A 22,562-nucleotide genomic window follows, 5' to 3' on the forward strand; every position below is an offset into this window, starting at 1 on the left:
CTAGTATGTACAGCTTCAAAAACGATTACAGCGAAGGAGCGCACCCGAAAATTCTGGAGGCTCTTTCCAAAGCCAGCAAGGAACAGAACACAGCATACGGCATGGACAGCCACAGCCTGCGCGCTGCAAATCTTATCCGGGAAAAAATCGGACGCAGTGACGCCGATGTTCATTTTCTGGAGGGCGGTACGCAAACAAATCTGACGGCAATTTCTGCTTTTTTACGTCCATATGAGGCAGCCGTATCTGCGGAAACGGGGCATATTAACGGTCATGAAACCGGCGCGGTCGAAGCCACCGGTCACAAAATTGTTACAGTAAAAGCCGATGACGGCATTCTTACCCCTCAGCTTATACAAAAGGTTCTGGATCAATTTCAAAATGAACATACCGTAAAACCGAAACTGGTGTACATTTCCGATTCCACGGAAATCGGTACAATCTATACGAAAGCCATCCTTTCTGATTTGTGCGATTTTTGCAGGAAAAACGGTCTGTTCCTTTATTTGGACGGCGCGCGCCTTGGCTCGGCACTTACGGCGCAGGGGAATGATCTTACACTGCGCGATTTAGCTCAGTTCTGCGATGCTTTTTACATCGGAGGAACAAAAAACGGGGCGCTTTTTGGCGAAGCTCTGGTCACTTGCAACCCGGAACTGAAAGAAAACTTTCGTTATATGCTCAAGCAAAGGGGTGCAATGCTCGCGAAGGGCATGGTTTTGGGTGTGCAATTTGAGACGCTGTTTGAGAAGAACCTGTATTTTGAATTGGCGGAACATGCCAATCATATGGCGGAACGAATAAAAATTGCCGTTCGAAATTCCGGTTTTGCGTTTCTTTCGAATTCTCCTACCAACCAGATTTTCCCGATCTTACCGAATGATTTCATAAAAAAGCTTAGTCAGGATTTTGATTTTGAAGTTTGGGAAAAGACAGACGCTTCCCATACTGCAATCCGTCTTGTTACATCCTGGGCTACACCGCAGGACGAAGTTGACCGCTTTATTCATTGTTTTTATGACTTTTTTGAATGATTCGGTTTTCAATCCGATAAAAATTTCAACAAATTTAAGCCTGAAATAATAATAAATTTTGTTGCTTAAAACAATTGGTCTATAATTTTATCGATTTTATTAGACATTATGTGAAAAGTGACTAGCAAATTTATCGTGGTTTTCGCTTTCTTGTTATTGCAATATTGAGCATATTGTGATATATTTAACATATCGCTTACGGTTAGCATGTAATGGTATTTTTATTTGGTATGTTATGTAGTGTAAAAGATGAATGGAGGAAAATTTTTATGTCAAGAAAAGTCGTATTGGCAGGTGCCTGCCGAACAGCAATTGGTAAAATGGGTGGAGCGTTATCCAATGTTCCTACACCTACTCTCGGTACAATTGTTATTAAAGAAGCACTCAAGCGCGCAAATATTAAGCCGGAACAAGTCGATGAAGTAATCATGGGCTGTGTTTATCAGGCTGGACTTGGTCAAAACGTTGCCCGCCAGTCAGCGGTTTTTGCCGGGATTCCGGTAAGCGTTCCTGCTTTCACCTTGAATAATCTTTGCGGTTCTGCATTAAAGAGCGTGAACGTCGCGGCGGCTCTGATTGAATCCGGGGAAGCGGATATCGTTGTTGCCGGTGGTATGGAAAATATGTCCGGTGCTCCTTATCTTCTTAAGAATGCCCGTTTCGGCTATCGCATGAATAACGGTGAGCTGCTTGATTCCATGATCCATGATGGTCTGGAAGATACGTTCAATCATTATCACATGGGTATCACGGCAGAAAATGTTGCCGAGCAGTATGGCATTACCCGCCAGATGCAGGACGAATTTGCAGCACTCAGCCAGCAGAAATGTGAAAAGGCGCGTGCAGAAGGAAAATTTGACGAAGAAATCGTTCCTGTTCCGATCAAAGTGAAGAAAGAAACGGTTATGTTTGCAAAAGACGAAGCTCCCCGTGACGGTGTTACCGCTGAGGGTATTTCCAAACTGAAACCCGCTTTCAAAGCGGACGGTACCGTAACCGCAGCGAATGCCTCCGGCATTAACGATGCTGCCGCTGCGATTATTGTTATGAGCGAAGAAAAAGCAAAAGAGCTCGGTGTAAAGCCGATGGCTACCTGGATTGCCGGCGCTTCCGCAGGTGTCGATCCTTCCGTTATGGGTCTTGGCCCGATTTACAGCACCCGCAAGGTTATGGAAAAAACCGGCCTGACCGTTGAAGACATGGATCTTGTCGAAGCAAACGAAGCTTTCGCAGCGCAGTCTTTGGCCGTTGTTCGTGATCTTAAATTGGATATGAACAAAGTAAATGTCAACGGCGGCGCAATTGCATTGGGCCATCCGGTTGGATGCTCCGGATGCAGAATCCTTGTTACTCTGCTTTATGAAATGCAGCGCAGAAATTCCAAGTACGGTCTCGCCACACTTTGCGTAGGCGGCGGCATGGGTGTTTCCGCTATTGTTAAAATGGGCGAAGATGCATAATTGACGCGGAAGAAAGAAGGGTAATTGGATTATGAGTTACGTTAAATACGAGCAAAATGGATTTATCGGGACCATTACCATTGACCGGGAAAAAGCACTTAACGCGTTAAACAGTGAAGTGCTGAACGATTTGGAAGCTGTCATCGACAGCATTTCCATCGAAACCACAAGATGCGTTATCATCACCGGCGCGGGGCAAAAGTCCTTCGTCGCCGGTGCGGATATTGGCGAAATGTGCAATAAAACAAGAGCGGAAGCACAGGCTTTCAGCGCAAGAGGGAACGCGGTTTTCAGAAAAATTGAAAAACTGCCCGTACCGGTCATTGCGGCTGTAAACGGTTTTGCTCTCGGCGGCGGATGCGAGCTTTCTCTTAGCTGCGATATTCGTATCGCGTCGGAAAACGCTTTGTTCGGCCAGCCGGAAGCCGGTCTGGCGATTGTCGCCGGTTTCGGCGGCACCCAGAGACTTGCACGTACAATCGGCGTCGGCAAGGCAAAGGAAATGCTCTACACTTGCAGCAAAGTAAAAGCGGACGAGGCTTTAAGAATCGGCCTTGTCAATGCGGTTTATCCTTCCGACCAGCTTATGGCGGAATGCGAGAAGCTGGCAGGCAAAATCGCCGCGAATGCGCCGATCGCTGTTCGCGCAACAAAGAAAGCGATCAACCTTGGCCTGCAGACGGATATCGAGACCGGTGTTCAGATTGAAGCCGAGATGCATGCCTCCTGTTTTGGAACAGAAGATCAGAAAAATGCTATGACGGCTTTTTTGGAAAAACGGAAACCAGAACCGTTTATTAACAGATAAAAAACAAATACTATAACAAATATTTAATCGGGAGGAATAAAAATGATAGTTGGTGTTATTGGCGCGGGTACCATGGGTTCCGGTATTGCTCAGGCATTTGCACAGACCGACGGATTTACGGTTAAGCTTTGCGATATTAACGAAGAATTTGCCGCCGGCGGAAAAAAGAAAATTGCCAAGAACTTTGAAAGACTTGTTTCAAAGGGCAAAATGGAGCAGGCAAAAGCGGACGAAATTCTTGCGAAAATTACAACCGGCACACGGGAAATCGTTTCCGATTGTGACCTGATCGTGGAAGCCGCTCTTGAAAGAATGGATCTGAAGAAGGAACTGTTTAAGGCATTGCAGGGTATCTGCAAGCCGGATGCAATTTTTGCCACGAATACTTCTTCTCTTTCCATCACGGAAATTTCAAGCGGCCTTGACAGAGCGGTTGTCGGGATGCATTTCTTCAATCCTGCCCCGGTAATGAAGCTGGTTGAAGTAATTGCCGGTATTACCACTCCGGACGAGACGGTAGAGAAAATCAAGAAGATTTCCGTTGAAATCGGCAAAACACCGGTTCAGGTTAAGGAAGCTGCGGGCTTTGTTGTAAACAGAATCCTTGTTCCGATGATTAACGAAGCCGTAGGAATCTACGCTGACGGAACTGCTTCCGCTGAAGATATCGACACGGCGATGAAGCTCGGCGCAAACCATCCGATGGGCCCCCTTGCTTTGGGCGATTTGATCGGTTTGGATGTTGTCCTTGCGGTAATGGAAGTACTCCAGTCTGAAACAGGCGACAGCAAATATCGTCCTCATCCCTTACTTAAGAAAATGGTTCGCGGCGGATTGCTGGGAAGAAAAACCGGTAAGGGTTTCTACGATTATTCAAAATAAGCAGTTGTTGCAAAAATAGATTTTGGAGGAACGAGTATGGACTTCGTACTTAGCAAAGAACACGAAATGGCCCGCACTCTCTACAGGGAGTTTGCGGAAAACGAGATAAAGCCGTTAGCCCAGGAACTGGACGAACAAGAGCGTTTCCCAACTGAAACCGTTGAAAAACTTCGTAAATACGGTTTCCTGGGAATTCCTTTCCCGAAGGAATACGGCGGACAAGGCTGCGACACGCTTTCTTATGCAATGTGCATTGAAGAAGTGGCGAAGGTGTGCGGAACAACCAGTGTTGTTATTTCCGGGCATACTTCTTTGGGCGCTGCTCCGATTTTAAAATATGGTACTCCTGAACAAATTCAGAAATATTTTGTTCCGCTTGCAAAAGGTGAAAAATTGGGCGCCTTTGCATTAACGGAGCCGAATGCCGGTACGGATGCTTCCATGCAGCAGACAAAAGCCGTACTGGAAGGGGATCATTATGTCCTGAACGGCAGCAAAATCTTTATTACCAACGCCGGCTATGCTGATACATATGTTATCATTGCAATGACCGACAAGAGCAAGGGAACAAAGGGCATTTCCGCTTTTATTGTTGAGAAGGATTTCCCCGGCTTCAGCGTTGGTAAAAAAGAGAAGAAGATGGGTATCCGCGGTTCTTCCACCTGCGAACTGATCTTTGAAAACTGCATTGTTCCGAAAGAAAACCTTTTGGGTAAAGAAGGCAAAGGCTTCAACCTTGCCATGAATACTTTGGACGGCGGCCGTATCGGTATTGCTGCACAGGCCTTGGGCTTGGCTGAGGGTGCTTTTGAAGAAACCGTCAAGTATGTAAAGGAAAGAAAGCAATTCGGCAAACCGATTGCGAAATTCCAGAATACACAGTTCCAGCTTGCCGACATGGCGACGAAAATCAAAGCTGCCCAGCTTCTGGTTTACCGTGCTGCAATGGCGAAAGACACGCAGAAGGTTTACTCAGAGGAAGCTGCAATGGCAAAATTGTTCGCGGCCGAAGTGGCAATGGAAGTTACAACAAAGGCAGTTCAGCTTCACGGCGGTTATGGCTACACCAGAGAATATCCGGTTGAGCGCATGATGCGTGACGCAAAGATTACGGAGATCTACGAAGGCACCAGTGAGGTTCAGCGCATGGTTATTTCCTCACATGAACTCAGATAATCCAATAAAGCCCAAAAGGAGTGACAATTTTTGAATATTGTAGTTTGCATTAAACAAGTTCCTAATACAAATGAAGTTAAACTTGATCCGGTAACCGGAACCCTGATCAGAGAAGGCGTTCCAAGCATTATCAATCCGGATGATAAAGCAGGCCTTGAAGCCGCACTTCGTCTGAAAGATCAAATCGGCGCTCATGTTACGGTCCTTTCCATGGGCCCGCTGCAGGCAGACGCCGCACTGCGCGAAGCACTTGCCATGGGCGCGGATGAAGCCATTCTGGTAACCGACCGGGCATTCGGCGGCGCCGATACTTTGGCGACGTCCACAACGATCGCTGCTGCCATTAAGACGCTTCCTTATGACCTGATTATTACAGGCCGCCAGGCTATCGACGGCGATACGGCGCAGGTTGGTCCCCAGATTGCGGAGCATCTCGGCATTCCGAATGTCAGCTATGCGGAAGAAATCAAGGTTGACGGCGATTATGTTACCGTAAAACGTCAGTATGAAGACAGATATCATATACTGAAGGTTAAGATGCCCTGCCTGATTACTGCGTTAAGCGAATTGAATCAGCCGCGCTATATGACTCCGGGCGGAATTTTTGACGCATACAGAAACACGGAAGTGAAGATCATTACCCGCCAGGATATTGATGTTGATGATTCTGTGCTTGGCTTAAAAGGCTCACCTACCAGAGTTGCACAGACATTTACAAAGAGTTTGAAGGCAGCCGGTCAGCTTGTCAACCTTGACCCGCAGGAATCCGCTGATTTCATGCTTGAAAAGCTCAGAGAAAAATTCATTATATAGTTGAAAGTGGTGAGCAAAATGGATATTCAAGAATATAAGGGCATATTTATTTTCGTACAGCAGGTAGACAACAAAATAGCCGGTGTTTCCTTTGAACTTCTTGGTAAAGCCAAAGAGCTTGCGAAAGATATGGAAACGGAAGTTACCGCTGTTTTGCTTGGCTATAATGTTTCCGGCCTTTGCAATGATTTAGCGCGCCATGGCGCCGACAAGATCATTATGGTCGATAATAAGGCTCTTGAAGTTTATGCAACGGAACCTTATGCACACAGCATGTACAATGTGATTGAAAAATATAAACCGGCAGTCGTTCTTTACGGCGCAACTGCAATCGGCCGTGACCTTGCTCCGCGTGTATCCGCCAGAGTGAAGACCGGCTTAACCGCAGACTGCACGAAGCTGGAAATTGCGGATGACGGCACAAAGAACCTCCGGATGACCCGTCCTGCTTTCGGCGGCAACATCATGGCTACCATTCTCTGCCCGGAGCATCGTCCGCAGATGGCAACCGTTCGTCCGGGTGTTATGCAGAAGATTAAGCCGATTGAAGGCGCAACTGCTCCTGTTGAAAAATTTGATCTTGAAATCGGTGCAGACCACCAGAATGTACAGATTCTTGATGTTATTAAGAAAGTATCCAATAAGATGGATATTCAGGATGCAAAAATTCTGGTTTCCGGCGGACGCGGCATGGGCTGCCCCGAGAACTTTGCTCTTCTTAAGGATCTGGCCGACGCTCTCGGCGGTACGGTAAGTTCTTCCAGAGCTTGTGTTGATGCCGGCTGGGTTGAAAAAGACATTCAGGTTGGTCAGACAGGAAAGACGGTACGTCCGAACCTCTACATAGCCTGCGGCATATCCGGTGCCATTCAGCACCTTGCAGGTATGGAAGAGTCCGATGTTATCATTGCGATCAACAAGGATGAGACAGCTCCGATCTTTGAAGTCGCAGACTACGGTATTGTCGGTGACGTTACAAAGATTCTTCCTCTGTTCACAGAAGAAGTGAAAAAGGCAATGGCTGCCCGCAACGCTTAATCGTAAATTAAAAATGGCTCCGCATGCTTTAGGGTATGCGGAGCTTTTCTATAAGCAAATATTCTATGCTGATTTTAGCTTTCAAATAAATGACGGCTCTTCGACAATAGTTAGGGTAAACCAAAAATGGAAGAAGTAGCTTTAAGCTGCACCTTTTTGAGAAAGATTAAATATACGCAGAATACGATGGCTCTGTTCGCTGTTCCCTAACATTTATTATAGAGCCTAAATGACTAAGCGGGGAAGAGGAGCCTTGCTTTCATGAACCCGCAAAGCTGTGGTTCTTCCTGTAAGGGTTAAACGGGTCAACCGTATGAAAGAACAAGCAAACTATGACAAACCCAGCAATTCGATTGAATTGCTGGATTTGTCTTTCCGAATGATTTTATTTTTTTAAGCCCATCTTTTCGTTTCTGAAGATACGGACATCCATTGGTTTTAAATCCGGTGAGATCAACGGCTTCATAGGCATATGCGCGAGGATATCTTTTTCCAGATCAATACCGGGAGCAACCTCTGTCAGCATAATGCCGTCTTTTGTTAACTTAAAGACGGCGCGTTCGGTAATATACATAACCGGGAGGTTGTTCTTAATGGCGGTTTTTACACTGAAGGTAATATGTTCGACGCTTTCACGGAATTTATTTATGCTGCCCTCCCGAAGAATATGCAGTTTCCCATCTTTAATTTCCGTTTTCAGGCCGTTGGCGGTAAAGGTACCGCAGAAAAACACCTGTTTGGAGTTTTGAGAGATATCGATAAATCCGCCGCAGCCGGGGAGTTTCGCACCGAATTTCGATACATTTACATTTCCCTCTTTATCGGATTCCGCAAAACCCAAAAATGCCTGATCCAGCCCGCCGCCCTGATAAAAATCGAACATAGAGGGCATGGAAATGATTGCATCGGGGTTCAGGCTGACGCCAAAGTCAAGACCGCTTTGAGGATTCCCTCCAAATAAACCGGATTCAACGGTTAAAGAGAACTTGCTGATGCCTTCTTCCATGGCAACAGAAGAAATAAATTCCGGAATACCAATGCCGAGGTTTACAACGCTGCCTTCGATTAATTCCATGGCGGCACGGCGCGCAATCACCTTTTTATTGTTCAGCGGTGCGGGTTTAAATTCAGCAAGTCCCATCCGGTGTTCGCCCGAGAAACCGGGGTTGTACTGTGTTCCGAAATTCTGCATATGGTATCTTGGATCGCTTATCACTACGACAGCATCCACCAGTACGCCGGGAATTTCCACTTTTTGCGGATCCAGAGTACCGGCTTTTACAACACGCTCCACCTGAACGATGACCGTTCCTCCGGAATTTTTGCATGCCTGCGCAACGGCAAGCGTTTCGGCGCGCACGCCTTCGCGCTCAATAGAAATATTGCCGTTTTCATCCGCGTATGTTCCGCCTAAAATTGCAAAATTAACCGGATGCGTTTTGTAGAAAAGGTATTCTTTCCCGTCGATTTCCATTAATTTTACAAGATCTTCTTCTTTTTGTGTTAAGGGATTTAACTTTCCGCCCAGATTGCGCGGGTCGACAAAGGTGCCGAGGCCAACATGCGAGATGGTTCCCGGTTTATGGGCGGCAGTGTCCCGGAACATATGATTCGTAACACCCTGCGGAAAATCATAAGCCAGAATTTTGTTTTCGACTACCAGTTTTCCGAGCTTGGGAGCCATTCCCCAGTGACCGCCGATCGCTCTGCGGATTAACCCTTCGTGTGCAAGATGGTTTAAACCCTTCGTTTTACCGTCTCCCTGCGCTGCACAGAATAACAGGGTAAGGTTATTCGGCTCTCCCGTTTCCAAAAAACGATTTTCGATTTCCACAGCAATTTCTTCAGGAACCGATGCTCCCATAAACCCGTTAATAGCAAAGTTAATATTATTTGGTACTAAATCCGCAGCTTCACGAGCGGTTAAGATTTTTACAGCCATCCTTCAATCCTCCGAATCATTACTTTGTTAATATTATATCATATTCGTATAAAATTTCAAGTTACTGGGAGCGAAAAATAGGCTAGGTAATGAAAATAATGTCAAAATTTATAGAATATGATAGAATGAAACAAATATAGAAAAGAAGGCGATTTTATGCGGAATTACGGAACAAAAATAAAATTGTTGGAATTATATCGACTGCTGAAAACCTATTCGGACGACGAACATCCCCTGGCAGCGATTGATCTGTGCAGGATGCTGGAAGAAAAAGGGATTACGGCAAGCCGAAGAACGGTTTACCGCGATATTCAGGTGCTGACGGAGTACGGCGTTGATATTTTGTATACAAGACTTCCCAAACAGGGCTTTTTCATTGCAAAGCGTCGTTTTGAATTGCCGGAGGTCCGTATTTTGTTGGATGCAGTACTTGCCGCCCCTTTTATTACAAATAAAAAAACAGCCGAACTGACAAAGAAGCTTTGCGGGCTTTTAAACTCTTATCAGGCTGCGGAAGTATCGGGACAAATCTGCGTTGACCAATGTGAGAAATTGGGCAATGAAGAAATCTATTATACGATCAATACCATCCATCATGCCATTTCCGAACTTAAAAAAAATAGCATTCTGTTACCATCACAGCGTGATCGTCGATCAGAAAGCGCAGTTTGATGAAGGCAGAAAAATTCTAATCAGTCCTTATGCGCTTTTATGGCATGATGATCAATATTATCTTGCCGGAAATAATGAAAAATATGACAGCGTAAGCAACTACCGTATTGACCGTATGAAACATGTCGAACTAACCGATCTCAACGCCCGTCCGTTCAGCGAGGTAAGCAGTTATCGGGAATGTTTCGACACGTTGGACTATAGCAGGAAATCGTTTCATATGTTCCATGGCAGGCAGGAGCGGATTGTGCTTCGCTGTTCCAATGACCTGCTGGAGGCAATCGTAGACAAGTTCGGCAGCAATATCGAGCTTTCCTGCCATGACAAGAATGCATTTACCGTACGCGCTTCCGTATTTGTGAGCGACGGCCTTGTAGAATGGCTGATGCAATACGGCGACCGGATTGTTGTGTTGTCTCCGAAAAGCTTAAAGGATAAAATGATAACGCAGGTAAATGCAATGCGGTCGGCATATCAGATTACTTAAACATGTGTTCAATAAAAATTTTAACGCCGATTCCCGTTAAAACAACACCGCCGAAAAGCTCCGCTTTTGTAGACAGCAGCCTGCCGAAATTCTTTCCGATATACACGCCGATAAAGCTGAGAAGGAAAGTAACCATTCCAATAATTCCAACCGAAACCAGCATGAGCACTACCGTTGATGCGCCTACGGCCGAAGGTAAAAGAATCCCGGTAACCAGTGCGTCGATGCTGGTTGCGATCGATAAAATCAGCAGTGTTCGAAAACGAATGTCCGTTTGTTCGGGCGGGACTTCCTTGTCGGCCGGTTCTTTATTGGACTCAATAATCATTTTAATTCCAAGGTAGGAGAGAAGGAGCAGGGCAATCCAGTGGTCCACCGCTTCGATGATGCTTGCTCCCGCTTTGCCGACCATCCAGCCAAGCATGGGCATAAAAGCCTGAAAAAAGCCAAAGCTGAGGGCGAGTTTTATAGCAAACCGGGGGTTTACCCGGCGGTTTGTCGCTCCGTTTGTAATGCTTACGGCAAAAGCGTCCATGGAAAGCCCCAGGGCGATGCCGAACAGCGAAATATAATCCATTGCATCCTCCAAAATCAAAGCATTGTTTTACAATAATACATGCGTATACAGGAAATGTCAATTTTTTAAATTCCCTGCATTTTGCAATGCTTTTTTATAGAATTGATTTTGATTTCAACTAATTTAATGAAATAGTGTGGTAAAGTATTGTCCTGCTATATTAAAAATGATAAAATAAATAAAATAGATTAATAAAGGATTTTTTATGATGATTGCTGTAATTGATTATGGCGCCGGAAACCTGCAAAGCGTTGTAAAGGCATTTAACTTTATAGGCAGCGATATACAGGTTACCGCGGATAAAGAAGTGCTGAAGAATGCTTCTGCTGCGGTATTGCCCGGCGTAGGGGCTTTTGGGGATGCCATGGGCTGTCTGAAACGTTCGGATTTTGTGAAACCGGTACTGGATTTCATCGAAAGCGGGAAGCCGTTTTTAGGAATCTGCCTTGGGCTGCAGCTCCTTTTTGAGGGAAGCGAGGAAAATCCGGGCGTAAGCGGGCTGGGTGTTTTAAAAGGTACCATCCGCAGAATACCGGCTGAATCCGGGCTGAAAATTCCGCACATCGGCTGGAATTCACTGGATATTAAACAATCGGACGGTTTGTTTCGCGGCCTGGAACCGAATCCGTATGTGTATTTTGTTCATTCTTATTATTTACAAGCGGAGAACGCGGAGATTGTTTCTTCCACAACAACCTACGGCGTGCGGATTGACGCTTCGGTGCAGCGAGGAAATTTATTTGCCACGCAGTTCCACCCGGAAAAGAGCGGTAAAACCGGATTGAAAATGCTTCAAAATTTTATTACCTGTGGAGAAGAGGGAGGGCGCGGCAATGTATGCGAAACGAATCATTCCCTGTCTTGATGTGAAGGAAGGCCGGGTTGTAAAGGGAACTTCCTTTATCCACCTGCGTGACGCCGGCGACCCGGTTGAAGCCGCAATTGCGTATGACAGGCAGGGCGCGGACGAGCTGGTGCTGCTGGATATTACGGCTTCCTCCCAGGCCCGCGGTATTATACTGGATATCATAAGCGAGGTGGCCGACAAGATTTTTATTCCCTTTACCGTTGGCGGCGGTATCCGTACGGTCGAAGACTTCACCGCTCTTTTAAGAGCCGGAGCGGACAAGGTTTCCGTAAATTCCGCCGCTGTAAATCGCCCGGAAATTCTCCGTGAGGCGGCGGAAAAATTCGGCAGCCAGTGTGTGGTCTGCGCCATTGATGCGAAGCGCAGGCCGTCGGGCGGCTGGACGGTTTACAGCAACGGCGGGCGGATCGATACGGGAAAAGACGCGGTTTCCTGGGCGAAAGAGGCGGCCCGGTTGGGCGCGGGGGAGATTCTGCTGACCAGTATGGACTGTGATGGCGTAAAAAACGGCTATGATCTTGAACTGACTGCCGCCGTGTCGCAAAGTGTGAACATTCCGGTAATCGCTTCCGGCGGCGCCGGAAAAATGGAGCATTTTTACGACGCTTTTACAAAGGGAAAGGCGGATGCGGTGCTGGCGGCATCCCTTTTTCATTTCGGCGAAATCAAGATTCCGGATTTAAAGGCTTATCTTGCTCAAAAAGGAATTCCCGTAAGACAGTAAAAAATGAGACTGAATTTACTTCAGTCTCATTTTTTTATGGATAGAACCCTCCAATGTGGCATAAGAATTACTAAGAAATTGGAGGTGCTGAATATGAAGTTCAAAAAATTGTCGGCATGCTTCCTCGTTGTGACGATGCTGGTTTCAGTTCTGCCGGTTCGGGCGGCCGCGCTGGCCGACACGGAGGTAAAAGCCCCGTCTGCCTTATTAATGGAGTCACAGACCGGAAAAGTTTTATATGAAAAGAATGCGCATGAAAAGCGCCCGTGCGCTTCCATTACGAAAGTAATGACGCTGCTGCTCGTTATGGAAGCGCTTGATTCCGGGAAAATAAAACTGACTGATACGGTATCCGCCAGCGAGCATGCTGCTTCTATGGGCGGTTCTGATATATGGCTGAAGCCGGGGGAAACCATGACGGTGGACGATATGCTGAAAGCCACGGTGGTAGCCAGCGCGAATGACGCCGCAGTGGCTTTGGCCGAGTATGTGTCCGGCAGCGAAGATGAATTTTTACAGCAGATGAACAAAAAGGCAAAACAGCTTGGAATGAACGATACCTGTTTCAAAAACTGCAACGGCCTTGACGAAGACGGGCATGTGACTTCCGCCTATGATGTTGCGGTTATGTCCCGTGAACTCATCAAGCATAAAAAAATATACGATTATTCGAAAATCTGGATTGAAAACATCCGCGGCGGGAAAACACAGCTGGTAAATACGAATAAGCTCCTCAAAAGCTACCGGGGAATCACCGGTTTGAAAACGGGTACAACCGGGAAGGCCGGAAGCTGTATTTCCGCAACCGCAGAGCGCGACAATGTCCAACTGATTTCCGTCATTCTGGGCGCTTCCAATACGAAAGAGCGGTTTTCAAGCGCCGGTACCCTGCTTGACTATGGGTTTGCAAACTGGGCGGTTACCACTCCGGCTTTGCCCAAAGAGGCTTTAAAGCCTGTAAATGTAGTAAACGGGATGAATTCCAAGGTGGAAACAACGGCCGAAACGGGCGGAAATATCCTGGTTCCGAAAGGGAAAACAAATGAAATTCAATATAGCGTAACGCTGAACGAAAATGTAACCGCTCCTGTGAAAAAAGGACAAATCGTGGGAAAAATTGTCTATAAAATGGGAAATGAAGTGCTTAAAGAATGTCCGATCTGTACGAAAAATTCCGTAGAACAAATTACCTTCGGTTCCGTGTTCCGCGTCCTTGCAAAATATCTCCTGAAAATGCGGTAGTTAAAAATATGAAATATTTTTAAAATATAGTGTCCCTCCTTGCAAATGCTGTCAATATATTGTAATATTATTTTAGTGGCAGTTATAACTTAGGAGGATTTAAAATGTCTATTCAGCTTGATACAAGGCATCTTTCCAGTTTTATAGGACAAAATGAATTCACTGCTATTGCGCCGCAAATACGGCTTGCACACGAAGCGCTTCATTCCGGAAACTGCGACGGCAGCGATTTTATCGGGTGGGTCGACCTGCCCACCAATTACGATAAAGAGGAATTTTCCCGCATTAAGGCGGCTGCGAAGAAAATTCAGTCGGACACCGATGTTTTCATCGTAATCGGAATCGGCGGTTCTTATCTCGGCGCCCGCGCGGCGATTGAATTTTTAAAGTCGCAAAACTATAATTCCATGAAAAAGAACACGCCGGATATCTATTTTACCGGCAACAGCATCAGTTCCACCGCGTTAAGTGAGCTTTTGGAAATCTGCGAGGGAAGAAACGTTTCCGTTAACATGATTTCAAAATCCGGCACCACAATGGAGCCCGCGATTGCTTTCCGTGTATTCCGTAAATATCTTGAGGATAAGTATGGCAAAGAGGAAGCATGCAAGAGGATTTATTGTACAACCGACAAGGCGCGCGGCACCTTAAAGCAGCTTGCCGACAAAGAGGGATACGAAACCTTTGTCGTTCCGGATGACGTCGGCGGAAGGTATTCGGTCTTAACGGCGGTCGGCCTGCTTCCCATCGCTGTCAGCGGTGCGGACATTGACGCGCTGATGGCCGGTGCGGCGAAAGCACAGAAAGAATATAACAATCCGGATTTGGCGTCAAACGCCTGCTACCAATACGCCGCAATCCGCAATATTCTGTACCGCAAGGGAAAGGAAATTGAAATCCTCGTCAGTTACGAACCCTGCTTTACCATGATGTGCGAATGGTGGAAACAGCTTTACGGCGAAAGCGAAGGCAAGGATAATAAGGGACTTTTCCCGGCATCTGCTGTATTCTCCACCGATCTGCATTCGATGGGACAGTATATTCAGGACGGCAGACGTTCCCTGTTTGAAACGGTCGTGCTGTTTGACAAGGCGAAAAAGGATCTGTTTCTCGAGAGTGACGCGGAAAATGCGGACGGTCTGAACTTCCTGCAGGGCAAGAGCATGGCATACATCAATGAAAAAGCGTTTGAAGGTACGGTACTGGCCCATACGGACGGCGGCGTGCCGAATATGGTCCTTCGCGTTCCGGATTTTTCGGAGGAATCGCTTGGCTCTCTGATTTACTTCTTTGAAAAGGCCTGTGCAATTTCGGGAAGCATGCTGGGAGTAAATCCCTTTAACCAGCCCGGAGTTGAAAGCTATAAAAAGAACATGTTCGCACTTTTAGGCAAGCCCGGATATGAATCCGAGAAAAATGCACTGGAAGCAAGATTAAAGAATTAAAAAACACAGGAGTTTTCTCCGCTGCTGCGGAAATATTAATATAGGGGGAGCTTTATATGATTACTCTTATTGTTGGCAAAAAAGGTTCTGGCAAAACAAAAAAACTGATTGAGCGTGCAAATGAAGCGATTGAAAAATCAAACGGAAATGTCGTGGTGATTGAGAAAGGTTTAAAATTGACGTATGACATTTCGCATCAGGCAAGGCTGGTCGACAGCGATTCCTACGGTATTTTGGGTTCGGACGCGCTTTGTGGCTTTATCAGCGGCATTTGTGCCGGCAATTATGATGTAACGGATATTTTTGTAGACTCCACATTAAAGATTATTGGTCAGGATATGAAGGCTCTTGTTCAGCTTACCGAAAAATTGAATACGCTTTCTTCTCTGGCAGATACAAAAATAACATTATTGATTTCAGCAGAGCCAAGTGAGCTGCCGAAAGAAATGGATTCCTTTACAGAACAAATCTGAAACTTCGGTTTCTGAAAAGATGCTGCCGCAGGCATTTTGTCTTCGGCAGCATCTTTATGATTCGGATTTCTCGCAATTTTCTATTGACAAATCATGTATAAATCTATATAATTAGCTATTGTAGCGCTGAGGTGTATTATGCTTCTCAATCTAAAAAAAGTGTTTTCCGAAAACAGCGAAAGCTGTTCATTTGATTACGGGCTGGATTTGTCGTCCGTTGATTTAAACGGCTACCATCCGTTTGTTTCACCCGTATCTGTTCAAGGCACTGTTAAGGGTCGGGACGGTTTCGCTCAGCTTGACGCCAAAGTTTCGTTTGATTTTTCCATCCCTTGCGACCGGTGTACAAAGCAGGTGAACAAACGCTTTCAATACACTTTTTCGCATATTTTGGTGTTGTCTCTGGAAAACGAAGACGATATCAACTATATTCAGGTTTCGGATTATACTCTGGATTTGGACGAACTTATGCGCGCGGATATCTTGCTTGAACTTCCTACTAAATTTTTGTGCCGCGAAGACTGCAAGGGCTTATGCCCCATTTGCGGACAGGATTTAAATGAGGGAACCTGTAACTGTAATTTACATCAGATTGATCCTCGCTTGGAGGCTCTTAAAAAACTGATAGACTAGTCTGAGTTTTATAAGGAGGTGCTGACGATGGCGGTACCAAAGAGAAAAGTGTCGAGTGCCAGACAAAATAAAAGACGTTCCAATGTTTGGAAGATTAGTGCTCCTGCTCTGGTAAAATGCCCGAAATGTGGTGAGTACAAAACCCCACACAGAGTATGCGGCAGTTGTGGTTACTACAACGGCAGGGAAGTTATCAAAAAGGAAGCATAAGCTTTAATTTGATTTTCCGGAAATGTAGAGAAGGAGAAATCCTTCTCTTATTTTTTTATAAAATTTATATCGAGGAGTTAACATGCCAGTTAAGATTTTATCGGTTGATAAGGACAGCCCTGCACAAAGAGTGGGAATCCTTCCCGGGGAAACGATCTTATCCATTAACGGAAATAAAATTGATGACGTTCTGGATTACCGCTTTTATGAAACCAGCAGGGATTTATCCGTTGTATTGACCGATCATCTCCAAAATTCTCATACCGTCCATATTCGCAAAGGCGAATATGAATCCATTGGGCTGGAATTTGAAACCTATTTAATGGACGAGCAGCATTCCTGCAGAAATCAATGCATCTTCTGCTTTATAGACCAGCTTCCAAAAGGAATGCGCAGTACCCTTTATTTTAAGGACGACGATTCCCGGCTTTCTTTCCTGTTCGGGAATTATATTACCCTTACGAATATGAACGAGCATGATGTTGACCGGATTATCAAAATGCATATCAGCCCGATTAATATTTCCGTACACACCACCAACCCGGAACTTCGCGTGAAAATGATGAACAACCGGTTTGCCGGGGAATCTTTGCGGCTTATGGACAAGTTGGCCGCGGCGGGGATAAAAATAAATACCCAGCTCGTCCTTTGTAAGGGCATTAACGACGGGAAGGAGCTGGAACGCAGCTTAACCGATCTGGAGAGCCTGTATCCCGCTGTGCAGAGCATAGCGGCGGTTCCGGTCGGCCTTACGAAATTCCGGGAAGGGCTTTTTTCGCTGGAATCCTATGACAGGGAATCCGCAGAGCAGACAATCCAAATCATTGATGATTTCGGAGACCGGTTTATCCGGGAATACGGGGAGCGAATCTGTTACGCGGCGGATGAATTTTACCTGAAAGCGGGGCGCCCGATTCCTCCCGCCGAATTTTACGGAGATTTTGACCAGCTTGAAAACGGTGTGGGACTGATGGCGAATTTAAAGCAGGAATTTGAGGAAGCGCTGAAGGATTTCCCGATCCCTGTCGAAAGGCGGCATGTTACTTTAATAACAGGCACAAGTGTGTACAAATTTTTAAACTCTTTACTTGACGAATTAAGAATAAAATGCCATAATTTAATTTGCAATGTAATTCCAATAATTAATGATTTTTTTGGGGATACCATAAACGTAACGGGCTTGGTGACCGGCGGGGATATTATAAAGCAATTGCAAGGAAAAGATTTAGGAGATTTGCTGATTGTACCTGCTGTTATGCTTCGCAGGGAGGGAGATCTCTTTCTGGACAATATTTCTCTGGAAGATTTGAGCCGGGCGCTCCATGTAAAAATTGCGGTATCGCCGAATGACGGCTATGAACTTTTAAATACAATTGTAGGGTGTGATGTTATTGTCTAAACCGGTTGTTGCCATTGTTGGCAGACCAAATGTAGGAAAATCAACACTTTTTAATAAATTAATCGGCGAACGCCTTTCCATCGTTGACGATACGCCCGGTGTTACGAGGGACAGAATATACGGGGAATGTGAATGGGACGGCAGAAAATTTTCAATTGTTGATACGGGCGGAATTGAACCCGCGTCCAGCGATGTGATTTTATCGCAGATGCGCAGCCAGGCGCAGCTTGCGATCGACGCGGCGGATGTAATCGTGCTTGTTACCGATATCCGCACCGGCGTGGTTGCGACGGATTCGGATATTGCGGCCATGCTTTTGAAAAGCGGACGGCAGGTCATCCTTTGCGTGAATAAATGCGATACGGTCGGCAGCCCGCCTCCGGAATTTTATGAGTTTTATAACCTGGGGCTGGGCGACCCGATTCCGGTTTCGTCTGTTCACGGCCACGGCACGGGCGATTTGCTGGATTTGATTGTGAAAGATCTTCCGCCGGAAGAAGAGGATAAAAAGGAAGGCGAACTGATAAAAGTAGCCATTATCGGAAAGCCAAACGTCGGAAAATCCTCTCTGGTGAATAAAATTTCCGGTGAAGAAAGATGTATTGTTTCGGATATTGCCGGAACCACGCGGGACGCCATTGATACCACGATTGAAAACCAATACGGCCGCTTTACTTTTATTGATACCGCGGGTCTGCGGAGAAAGAGCAAAGTAGAGGATTCGATCGAAAAATACAGCGTTATCCGCGCGCAGATGGCAATTGAGCGCGCAGACGTCTGTGTGATCATGATCGACGCTTCCGTCGGTTTTACAGACCAGGACTCGAAGGTAGCGGGACTGGCGCACGAAGCGGGGAAGGGCTGCGTAATTGTCGTTAACAAATGGGATATCATTGAAAAAGACGACCGCACCATGATCGAATACCGAAAAAGACTGGAAGAGGATTTTTCCTTCATGTCCTATGCGCCTATGATCTTTATTTCGGCGAAAACAGGTCAAAGGCTCGACCGCCTTTTCGATCTGATTAAGCATGTGGCAAACGCAAATTCCATGCGTATTGCCACAGGAATGCTCAATGATGTATTAGCTCAGGCAGTGGCAAGGGTACAACCACCGACTGATAAGGGAAGGAGGCTGAAAATTTACTACATGACCCAGGCAACCGTGAAACCGCCTACTTTTGTATGTTTTGTAAATTCCGCACAACTATTTCATTTTTCCTACCAAAGATATCTTGAAAACCGAATTCGTGAAACTTTTGGATTAGAGGGTACTCCGATACGATTTATCATTCGTGAACGCGGAGATAAGTAAGGGGGATTAATAGTGTTAGGTTATGCCAAAGACTTTGCACTCCCAACCGTCATCGTGGCGATTATTTCCTATCTTCTGGGGAGCATTAGTTTTTCTATAATTTTCACTAAAAAGTTTAATAAGGTTGATATTCGCTCAATGGGGAGCGGTAACGCAGGAGCGACAAATGTACTTCGTTCAGTAGGAACAAAAGCAGCTATTTTTACTTTTATCTTTGATTTTGCAAAAGGTGCGGTTTCCGTAATCATCGGCAAGGAGATTTTTGGGTTCATCTGCACAATGACCGGCGCTTCGCCGATCATTGCCCAATACGGCGCTTATATTGCCGGTGTAGCCTGTGTAATCGGTCATATTTATCCTGTTTATTTTGACTTTAAAGGTGGTAAAGGGGTTTTAACCAGCGCGGCAATGATTGCGCTGATTGACTGGCGTGTTTTCCTTATCGTTATTTCCGTATTTATTATTCTGTTTTTAACTACAAGAATTGTTTCGCTGTCTTCTATGAGTGCCGCGGCATCCTTCCCGGTTGCTACTTTTCTCATTACTTATTTTATAGACTATCGGAACGCCGATGCAAGCGCGGGGCCGGTTACCCTTACGTATGTTTGGGTTACATCAGCCATAGCGCTGATTATGGCGTTCACCATCATTTACGAACACCGTGCGAATATTGAGAGAATTAAGAATGGCACGGAGAAAAAGCTGACGATCAACCATAAATCATAAAAACAAACAGCACCCCATTTGTTCGCAGCGTACTATACTGCAACAAATGGGGTGTTATTATACGGCGAAATCACCGGCGAAAGCCGGGGGGCCGGAAACGCTTTCCCTTGTTTCTGCGGATGCAAGGAGCAAATTGCCTTTTGAAAGATCACAGGGAACAGGCTTACCGGTGGTATCTATAGTAAGGAATGCTCCCGTTGATCTCTTTAGGGCAAGAAAAAAGGAGCCGCTTACGGCTCCTCTAAACTTAATGTTTTGTTTTCATCAGACGGCACGGGTAACCTTGCCGGAACGCAAGCAGCGGGTGCAGGCGTAAATACGCTTAGGAGTACCGTTCACAACTGCTTTAACACGCCGAATATTGGGCTTCCAAGTTCTGTTAGCACGTCTGTGCGAATGGGAAACCCTTATACCGAAAGCCATATCCTTGCCACAAACATCACATTTTGCCATGTGTCTGCACCTCCTTTAAAAGGACTGTTGTTTAATCGCAACATTGGTATTCTATCAGAAAATCAAAATAATTGCAAGCCCCTTTTCGTTATAATATTCCATATCCTTCAAATTATTTGTTTTTTCTTTTGATTATTGCTTTGCTTTTTTGGGGGACTCGTATTATAATATTACCTTATAAAGGAGAATTTGGATATGCTGTTTAATATGATGAGTGACATACTGAGCGGACGGCCGCTGGATATGGCTTCCGCAATATCGGAAATATTAGCAACGTTATTTGTTATTTTCTGTATTCTGCCGCTGCATGAATGCGCCCATGGCTGGGTTGCCTACAAGCTGGGGGATAATACCGCAAAATACAACGGCAGAATTACGCTGAATCCGATTGTCAGCCTTGACCCGGTCGGCGCGTTTTTTCTTTTGATGTTTGGCTTCGGTTGGGCGAAGCCGGTACCGGTGGATACAAGGTATTTTAAAAATCCCCGCCGTGATATGGCGATTACCGCTCTTGCCGGGCCGATTGCGAATCTGCTGGCGTCTTTTGTCGGTGCGGTAATTTATTTGGAGCTCCTTGTGTGGAAGGGCCTTTCGATGCCCGGATTTATTCATGATTTCTTTATGGCCTATATCGTGATTAATGTTTCGCTGGCGGTATTCAATTTAATTCCGCTGCCGCCGCTTGACGGTTCCAAAATTTTAGGTGCGTTCTTATCAAACAAAGCATTGTATAATTACTATCGTTACCAGAACATTATTATCATGGTTGCGTTTGTCATCCTGTTCAGCGGAATACTCCAAGCTCCCTTGGCGTTTTTTCAGAAGGCATGCCTGAATGGTGTTTTCTGGCTGGCCCAGCTGCCATTTAAACTTTTCGGTTTGTTATAAAAGTGGGGTAATATGGAAAAACTATCCTATAAATTGCCGGTATTTGAGGGGCCGCTTGACTTATTGCTCTATCTGATCGGAAAAAATAAGCTCAATATCTGTGATATTCAGATTTCGGAGCTTTTGGACCAGTATATGGAGCAGATAAACGCCATGAAAGAAGAAGACATGGACGTGGCAAGCGAATTTCTGGAAATGGCCGCCCGTCTTGTTTATATGAAAACGGTTTCTTTGCTCCCTAAGCATGAAGAGGCGGAAAAGCTCCAGAAAGAGCTGAGCGGGCAGCTTTTGGAATATCAGGAATGCAAACGTATCGCACGGTTAATGGCTGAAAGATTGGACTATGATACCTTTATCCGTGAACCGGCCGAAATTGAATTCGACCAAACATACCGCCGCCGCCATGCGCCGGCTGAAATTTATAATGCCTACTATCTGGCAGTCGGCAACGGAAAACGGTTTATTCCGCCTTCGCCGGAGGTGTTCTCAAGCATTGTTACGCACAAAGTCGTTTCCGTATCTTCCCGTATCATTCATGTCCTGCGCCGTCTTTACCGCACCAATGAGGTAAAGTACGAGGAATTGTTTGAAGATAAAAAGAATAAATCGGACTTGATCGCAACCTTTTTAGCGGTTTTAGAGTTGGTGAAGGGCAAGCGCGTGCGTATCGACGGCGGAAAATGCAGCGCAACGGTGAAATTGATTTATGGCGGTGTTAGAAAGTGGAAATCAAAAAAATACAGGGTGCAATAGAAGCCATTCTTTTTTCAAGCGGTGACCCTGTTTCCATTGACAGGATTGCAGATGCTTTGGAATTGGACAAGCCTACCGCTCTGAAAATGATCAAGAATTTAATGGACAAATTTAACGGGGAAGACGCCGGAGTCCGGATCATACAGCTTGACGATCAGTTCCAGATGTGTTCCAACCCGCAATATACGCAGTTTGTCCGCCGTGTACTCGATATGCGCAGGAACACGCCGCTTTCTCAGGCCGGCATGGAAGTACTTGCGATTGTAGCGTATAACCAGCCGGTTACCAAGGCGTTTATCGAACAGATTCGCGGGGTGGATTGTTCCGGGGTATTGGGAAGTCTTACGACAAAAGGGCTCGTGGAAGAACGGGGCCGGTTGGAGCTGCCGGGAAGGCCTCTGCTTTACGGCACGACTCCCAATTTCTTACGCTGCCTGAACATTTCGTCGCTCAGCGAGCTTCCTCCTCTTGAGAAAACGCAGCAGCCGGAGGATGAGGAGAGCGACCTGAAGAATGTTTCGGCCGGATAGGCAAAACCGCTGCT

25 protein-coding genes are annotated in these 22,562 nt (G+C 45.9%); 22 read left to right on the forward strand and 3 right to left on the reverse strand.

Annotated features, from left to right (window positions below):
• The first annotated feature begins 5 nt into the window (after nt 1-5).
• The 7 genes from OUY18_RS08395 to OUY18_RS08425 all read left to right on the forward strand — a co-directional run bounded on the left by OUY18_RS08395 (nt 6) and on the right by OUY18_RS08425 (nt 7,211).
• Nucleotides 6-1,034, forward strand: a complete 1,029-nt coding sequence (locus OUY18_RS08395) for a threonine aldolase family protein (RefSeq protein WP_268058317.1) — start codon at nt 6-8, stop codon at nt 1,032-1,034.
• 269 nt (nt 1,035-1,303) lie between these two features.
• Nucleotides 1,304-2,494, forward strand: a complete 1,191-nt coding sequence (locus OUY18_RS08400) for an acetyl-CoA C-acetyltransferase (protein ID WP_268058318.1) — start codon at nt 1,304-1,306, stop codon at nt 2,492-2,494.
• A gap of 31 nt (nt 2,495-2,525) precedes the next feature.
• Entirely contained in the window at nt 2,526-3,302 is a 777-nt protein-coding gene (locus tag OUY18_RS08405; protein ID WP_268058319.1) for an enoyl-CoA hydratase-related protein, read from the forward strand.
• 42 nt (nt 3,303-3,344) lie between these two features.
• Nucleotides 3,345-4,184 (forward strand): 3-hydroxybutyryl-CoA dehydrogenase, encoded by an 840-nt coding sequence (locus tag OUY18_RS08410; RefSeq protein WP_268058320.1) that lies wholly within the window; start codon nt 3,345-3,347, stop codon nt 4,182-4,184.
• Nucleotides 4,185-4,220: 36 nt separating this feature from the next.
• Complete coding sequence (locus OUY18_RS08415; RefSeq protein WP_268058321.1) at nt 4,221-5,360, forward strand: acyl-CoA dehydrogenase; 1,140 nt, start codon at nt 4,221-4,223, stop codon at nt 5,358-5,360.
• Between the two features lie 30 nt (nt 5,361-5,390).
• On the forward strand, nt 5,391-6,173 hold the full coding sequence (locus OUY18_RS08420; protein ID WP_268058322.1) for an electron transfer flavoprotein subunit beta/FixA family protein: 783 nt from the start codon (nt 5,391-5,393) through the stop codon (nt 6,171-6,173).
• A gap of 18 nt (nt 6,174-6,191) precedes the next feature.
• On the forward strand, nt 6,192-7,211 hold the full coding sequence (locus OUY18_RS08425; protein WP_268058323.1) for an electron transfer flavoprotein subunit alpha/FixB family protein: 1,020 nt from the start codon (nt 6,192-6,194) through the stop codon (nt 7,209-7,211).
• A gap of 385 nt (nt 7,212-7,596) precedes the next feature.
• On the opposite strand, the gene OUY18_RS08430 is transcribed toward OUY18_RS08425, so the two are convergent.
• Entirely contained in the window at nt 7,597-9,153 is a 1,557-nt protein-coding gene (locus tag OUY18_RS08430) for an acyl CoA:acetate/3-ketoacid CoA transferase (RefSeq protein ID WP_268058324.1), read from the reverse strand.
• Between the two features lie 156 nt (nt 9,154-9,309).
• On the opposite strand from OUY18_RS08430, the gene OUY18_RS08435 reads away from it, so the two are divergent.
• A complete protein-coding gene (locus OUY18_RS08435; protein ID WP_268058325.1) occupies nt 9,310-9,825 on the forward strand; it encodes an HTH domain-containing protein in 516 nt (171 codons plus the stop codon).
• On the forward strand, nt 9,749-10,312 hold the full coding sequence (locus OUY18_RS08440; RefSeq protein ID WP_268058326.1) for a WYL domain-containing protein: 564 nt from the start codon (nt 9,749-9,751) through the stop codon (nt 10,310-10,312). The genes OUY18_RS08435 and OUY18_RS08440 overlap by 77 nt, the downstream gene beginning before the upstream one ends.
• Here OUY18_RS08440 and OUY18_RS08445 read toward each other — a convergent pair.
• Complete coding sequence (locus OUY18_RS08445; protein WP_268058327.1) at nt 10,305-10,889, reverse strand: manganese efflux pump MntP family protein; 585 nt, start codon at nt 10,887-10,889, stop codon at nt 10,305-10,307. The two genes, OUY18_RS08440 and OUY18_RS08445, sit on opposite strands and share 8 nt — an antisense overlap.
• Before the next feature lie 208 nt (nt 10,890-11,097).
• Between OUY18_RS08445 and hisH the strand changes: the two genes are divergently transcribed.
• The 10 genes from hisH (at nt 11,098) to plsY (ending at nt 19,924) form a co-directional block, all read left to right on the forward strand.
• Entirely contained in the window at nt 11,098-11,754 is a 657-nt protein-coding gene (gene hisH / locus OUY18_RS08450) for an imidazole glycerol phosphate synthase subunit HisH (RefSeq protein WP_268058328.1), read from the forward strand.
• The gene (gene hisF, locus OUY18_RS08455; protein WP_268058329.1) at nt 11,723-12,481 is read left to right on the forward strand and encodes an imidazole glycerol phosphate synthase subunit HisF; all 759 of its coding nucleotides are present in this window, start codon (nt 11,723-11,725) and stop codon (nt 12,479-12,481) included. The genes hisH and hisF overlap by 32 nt, the downstream gene beginning before the upstream one ends.
• A gap of 93 nt (nt 12,482-12,574) precedes the next feature.
• Nucleotides 12,575-13,723 (forward strand): D-alanyl-D-alanine carboxypeptidase family protein, encoded by a 1,149-nt coding sequence (locus OUY18_RS08460; RefSeq protein ID WP_268058330.1) that lies wholly within the window; start codon nt 12,575-12,577, stop codon nt 13,721-13,723.
• Between the two features lie 104 nt (nt 13,724-13,827).
• A complete protein-coding gene (locus tag OUY18_RS08465; RefSeq protein ID WP_268058331.1) occupies nt 13,828-15,168 on the forward strand; it encodes a glucose-6-phosphate isomerase in 1,341 nt (446 codons plus the stop codon).
• A 56-nt stretch (nt 15,169-15,224) separates the two neighbouring features.
• Nucleotides 15,225-15,641 carry a hypothetical protein gene (locus OUY18_RS08470; protein WP_268058332.1) on the forward strand — a complete coding sequence of 139 codons (417 nt, stop codon included), beginning with the start codon at nt 15,225-15,227 and terminating at the stop codon, nt 15,639-15,641.
• A 138-nt stretch (nt 15,642-15,779) separates the two neighbouring features.
• Nucleotides 15,780-16,274, forward strand: a complete 495-nt coding sequence (locus OUY18_RS08475; RefSeq protein ID WP_268058333.1) for a YceD family protein — start codon at nt 15,780-15,782, stop codon at nt 16,272-16,274.
• Nucleotides 16,275-16,301: 27 nt separating this feature from the next.
• On the forward strand, nt 16,302-16,484 hold the full coding sequence (gene rpmF / locus OUY18_RS08480; protein WP_135659357.1) for a 50S ribosomal protein L32: 183 nt from the start codon (nt 16,302-16,304) through the stop codon (nt 16,482-16,484).
• A gap of 82 nt (nt 16,485-16,566) precedes the next feature.
• Nucleotides 16,567-17,883, forward strand: coding sequence for a DUF512 domain-containing protein (locus OUY18_RS08485; protein WP_268058334.1), 1,317 nt, complete (start codon nt 16,567-16,569; stop codon nt 17,881-17,883).
• Complete coding sequence (der, locus tag OUY18_RS08490; protein WP_268058335.1) at nt 17,876-19,198, forward strand: ribosome biogenesis GTPase Der; 1,323 nt, start codon at nt 17,876-17,878, stop codon at nt 19,196-19,198. The genes OUY18_RS08485 and der overlap by 8 nt, the downstream gene beginning before the upstream one ends.
• A gap of 54 nt (nt 19,199-19,252) precedes the next feature.
• Nucleotides 19,253-19,924 (forward strand): glycerol-3-phosphate 1-O-acyltransferase PlsY, encoded by a 672-nt coding sequence (gene plsY, locus OUY18_RS08495; protein WP_268058392.1) that lies wholly within the window; start codon nt 19,253-19,255, stop codon nt 19,922-19,924.
• Nucleotides 19,925-20,188: 264 nt separating this feature from the next.
• Here plsY and rpmB read toward each other — a convergent pair whose 3' ends face one another.
• Nucleotides 20,189-20,377: a 50S ribosomal protein L28 gene (rpmB, locus tag OUY18_RS08500; RefSeq protein WP_268058336.1), complete on the reverse strand. Its 189-nt coding sequence runs from the start codon at nt 20,375-20,377 to the stop codon at nt 20,189-20,191.
• Between the two features lie 195 nt (nt 20,378-20,572).
• Here rpmB and OUY18_RS08505 point away from each other — a divergent pair, with 195 nt between their 5' ends.
• Genes OUY18_RS08505 through scpB form a run of 3 tightly spaced genes read left to right on the forward strand, consistent with a single transcriptional unit; the run spans nt 20,573 to nt 22,548 of the window.
• Entirely contained in the window at nt 20,573-21,265 is a 693-nt protein-coding gene (locus OUY18_RS08505; RefSeq protein WP_268058337.1) for a site-2 protease family protein, read from the forward strand.
• Between the two features lie 12 nt (nt 21,266-21,277).
• Nucleotides 21,278-22,018, forward strand: a complete 741-nt coding sequence (locus OUY18_RS08510; protein ID WP_268058338.1) for a segregation and condensation protein A — start codon at nt 21,278-21,280, stop codon at nt 22,016-22,018.
• Nucleotides 21,988-22,548, forward strand: a complete 561-nt coding sequence (gene scpB, locus OUY18_RS08515; protein ID WP_268058339.1) for an SMC-Scp complex subunit ScpB — start codon at nt 21,988-21,990, stop codon at nt 22,546-22,548. Before OUY18_RS08510 ends, scpB begins: the two co-directional genes overlap by 31 nt.
• Nucleotides 22,549-22,562 lie beyond the last annotated feature (14 nt).

Source organism: Caproiciproducens galactitolivorans, from assembly GCF_026672255.1.
Classification (GTDB): Bacteria; Bacillota; Clostridia; order Oscillospirales; family Acutalibacteraceae; genus Caproiciproducens; species Caproiciproducens galactitolivorans_A.

Coding starts and splice junctions, on each gene's coding strand:
- OUY18_RS08395 (WP_268058317.1), top strand. CDS start 6: ATGTACAGCTTCAAAAACGATTACAGCGAAGGAGCGCACCCGAAAATT.
- OUY18_RS08400 (WP_268058318.1), top strand. CDS start 1,304: ATGTCAAGAAAAGTCGTATTGGCAGGTGCCTGCCGAACAGCAATTGGT.
- OUY18_RS08405 (WP_268058319.1), top strand. CDS start 2,526: ATGAGTTACGTTAAATACGAGCAAAATGGATTTATCGGGACCATTACC.
- OUY18_RS08410 (WP_268058320.1), top strand. CDS start 3,345: ATGATAGTTGGTGTTATTGGCGCGGGTACCATGGGTTCCGGTATTGCT.
- OUY18_RS08415 (WP_268058321.1), top strand. CDS start 4,221: ATGGACTTCGTACTTAGCAAAGAACACGAAATGGCCCGCACTCTCTAC.
- OUY18_RS08425 (WP_268058323.1), top strand. CDS start 6,192: ATGGATATTCAAGAATATAAGGGCATATTTATTTTCGTACAGCAGGTA.
- OUY18_RS08430 (WP_268058324.1), bottom strand. CDS start 9,153: ATGGCTGTAAAAATCTTAACCGCTCGTGAAGCTGCGGATTTAGTACCA.
- OUY18_RS08435 (WP_268058325.1), top strand. CDS start 9,310: ATGCGGAATTACGGAACAAAAATAAAATTGTTGGAATTATATCGACTG.
- OUY18_RS08440 (WP_268058326.1), top strand. CDS start 9,749: ATGCCATTTCCGAACTTAAAAAAAATAGCATTCTGTTACCATCACAGC.
- OUY18_RS08445 (WP_268058327.1), bottom strand. CDS start 10,889: ATGGATTATATTTCGCTGTTCGGCATCGCCCTGGGGCTTTCCATGGAC.
- hisH (WP_268058328.1), top strand. CDS start 11,098: ATGATTGCTGTAATTGATTATGGCGCCGGAAACCTGCAAAGCGTTGTA.
- hisF (WP_268058329.1), top strand. CDS start 11,723: ATGTATGCGAAACGAATCATTCCCTGTCTTGATGTGAAGGAAGGCCGG.
- OUY18_RS08460 (WP_268058330.1), top strand. CDS start 12,575: ATGAAGTTCAAAAAATTGTCGGCATGCTTCCTCGTTGTGACGATGCTG.
- OUY18_RS08465 (WP_268058331.1), top strand. CDS start 13,828: ATGTCTATTCAGCTTGATACAAGGCATCTTTCCAGTTTTATAGGACAA.
- OUY18_RS08470 (WP_268058332.1), top strand. CDS start 15,225: ATGATTACTCTTATTGTTGGCAAAAAAGGTTCTGGCAAAACAAAAAAA.
- OUY18_RS08475 (WP_268058333.1), top strand. CDS start 15,780: ATGCTTCTCAATCTAAAAAAAGTGTTTTCCGAAAACAGCGAAAGCTGT.
- rpmF (WP_135659357.1), top strand. CDS start 16,302: ATGGCGGTACCAAAGAGAAAAGTGTCGAGTGCCAGACAAAATAAAAGA.
- OUY18_RS08485 (WP_268058334.1), top strand. CDS start 16,567: ATGCCAGTTAAGATTTTATCGGTTGATAAGGACAGCCCTGCACAAAGA.
- rpmB (WP_268058336.1), bottom strand. CDS start 20,377: ATGGCAAAATGTGATGTTTGTGGCAAGGATATGGCTTTCGGTATAAGG.
- OUY18_RS08505 (WP_268058337.1), top strand. CDS start 20,573: ATGCTGTTTAATATGATGAGTGACATACTGAGCGGACGGCCGCTGGAT.
- OUY18_RS08510 (WP_268058338.1), top strand. CDS start 21,278: ATGGAAAAACTATCCTATAAATTGCCGGTATTTGAGGGGCCGCTTGAC.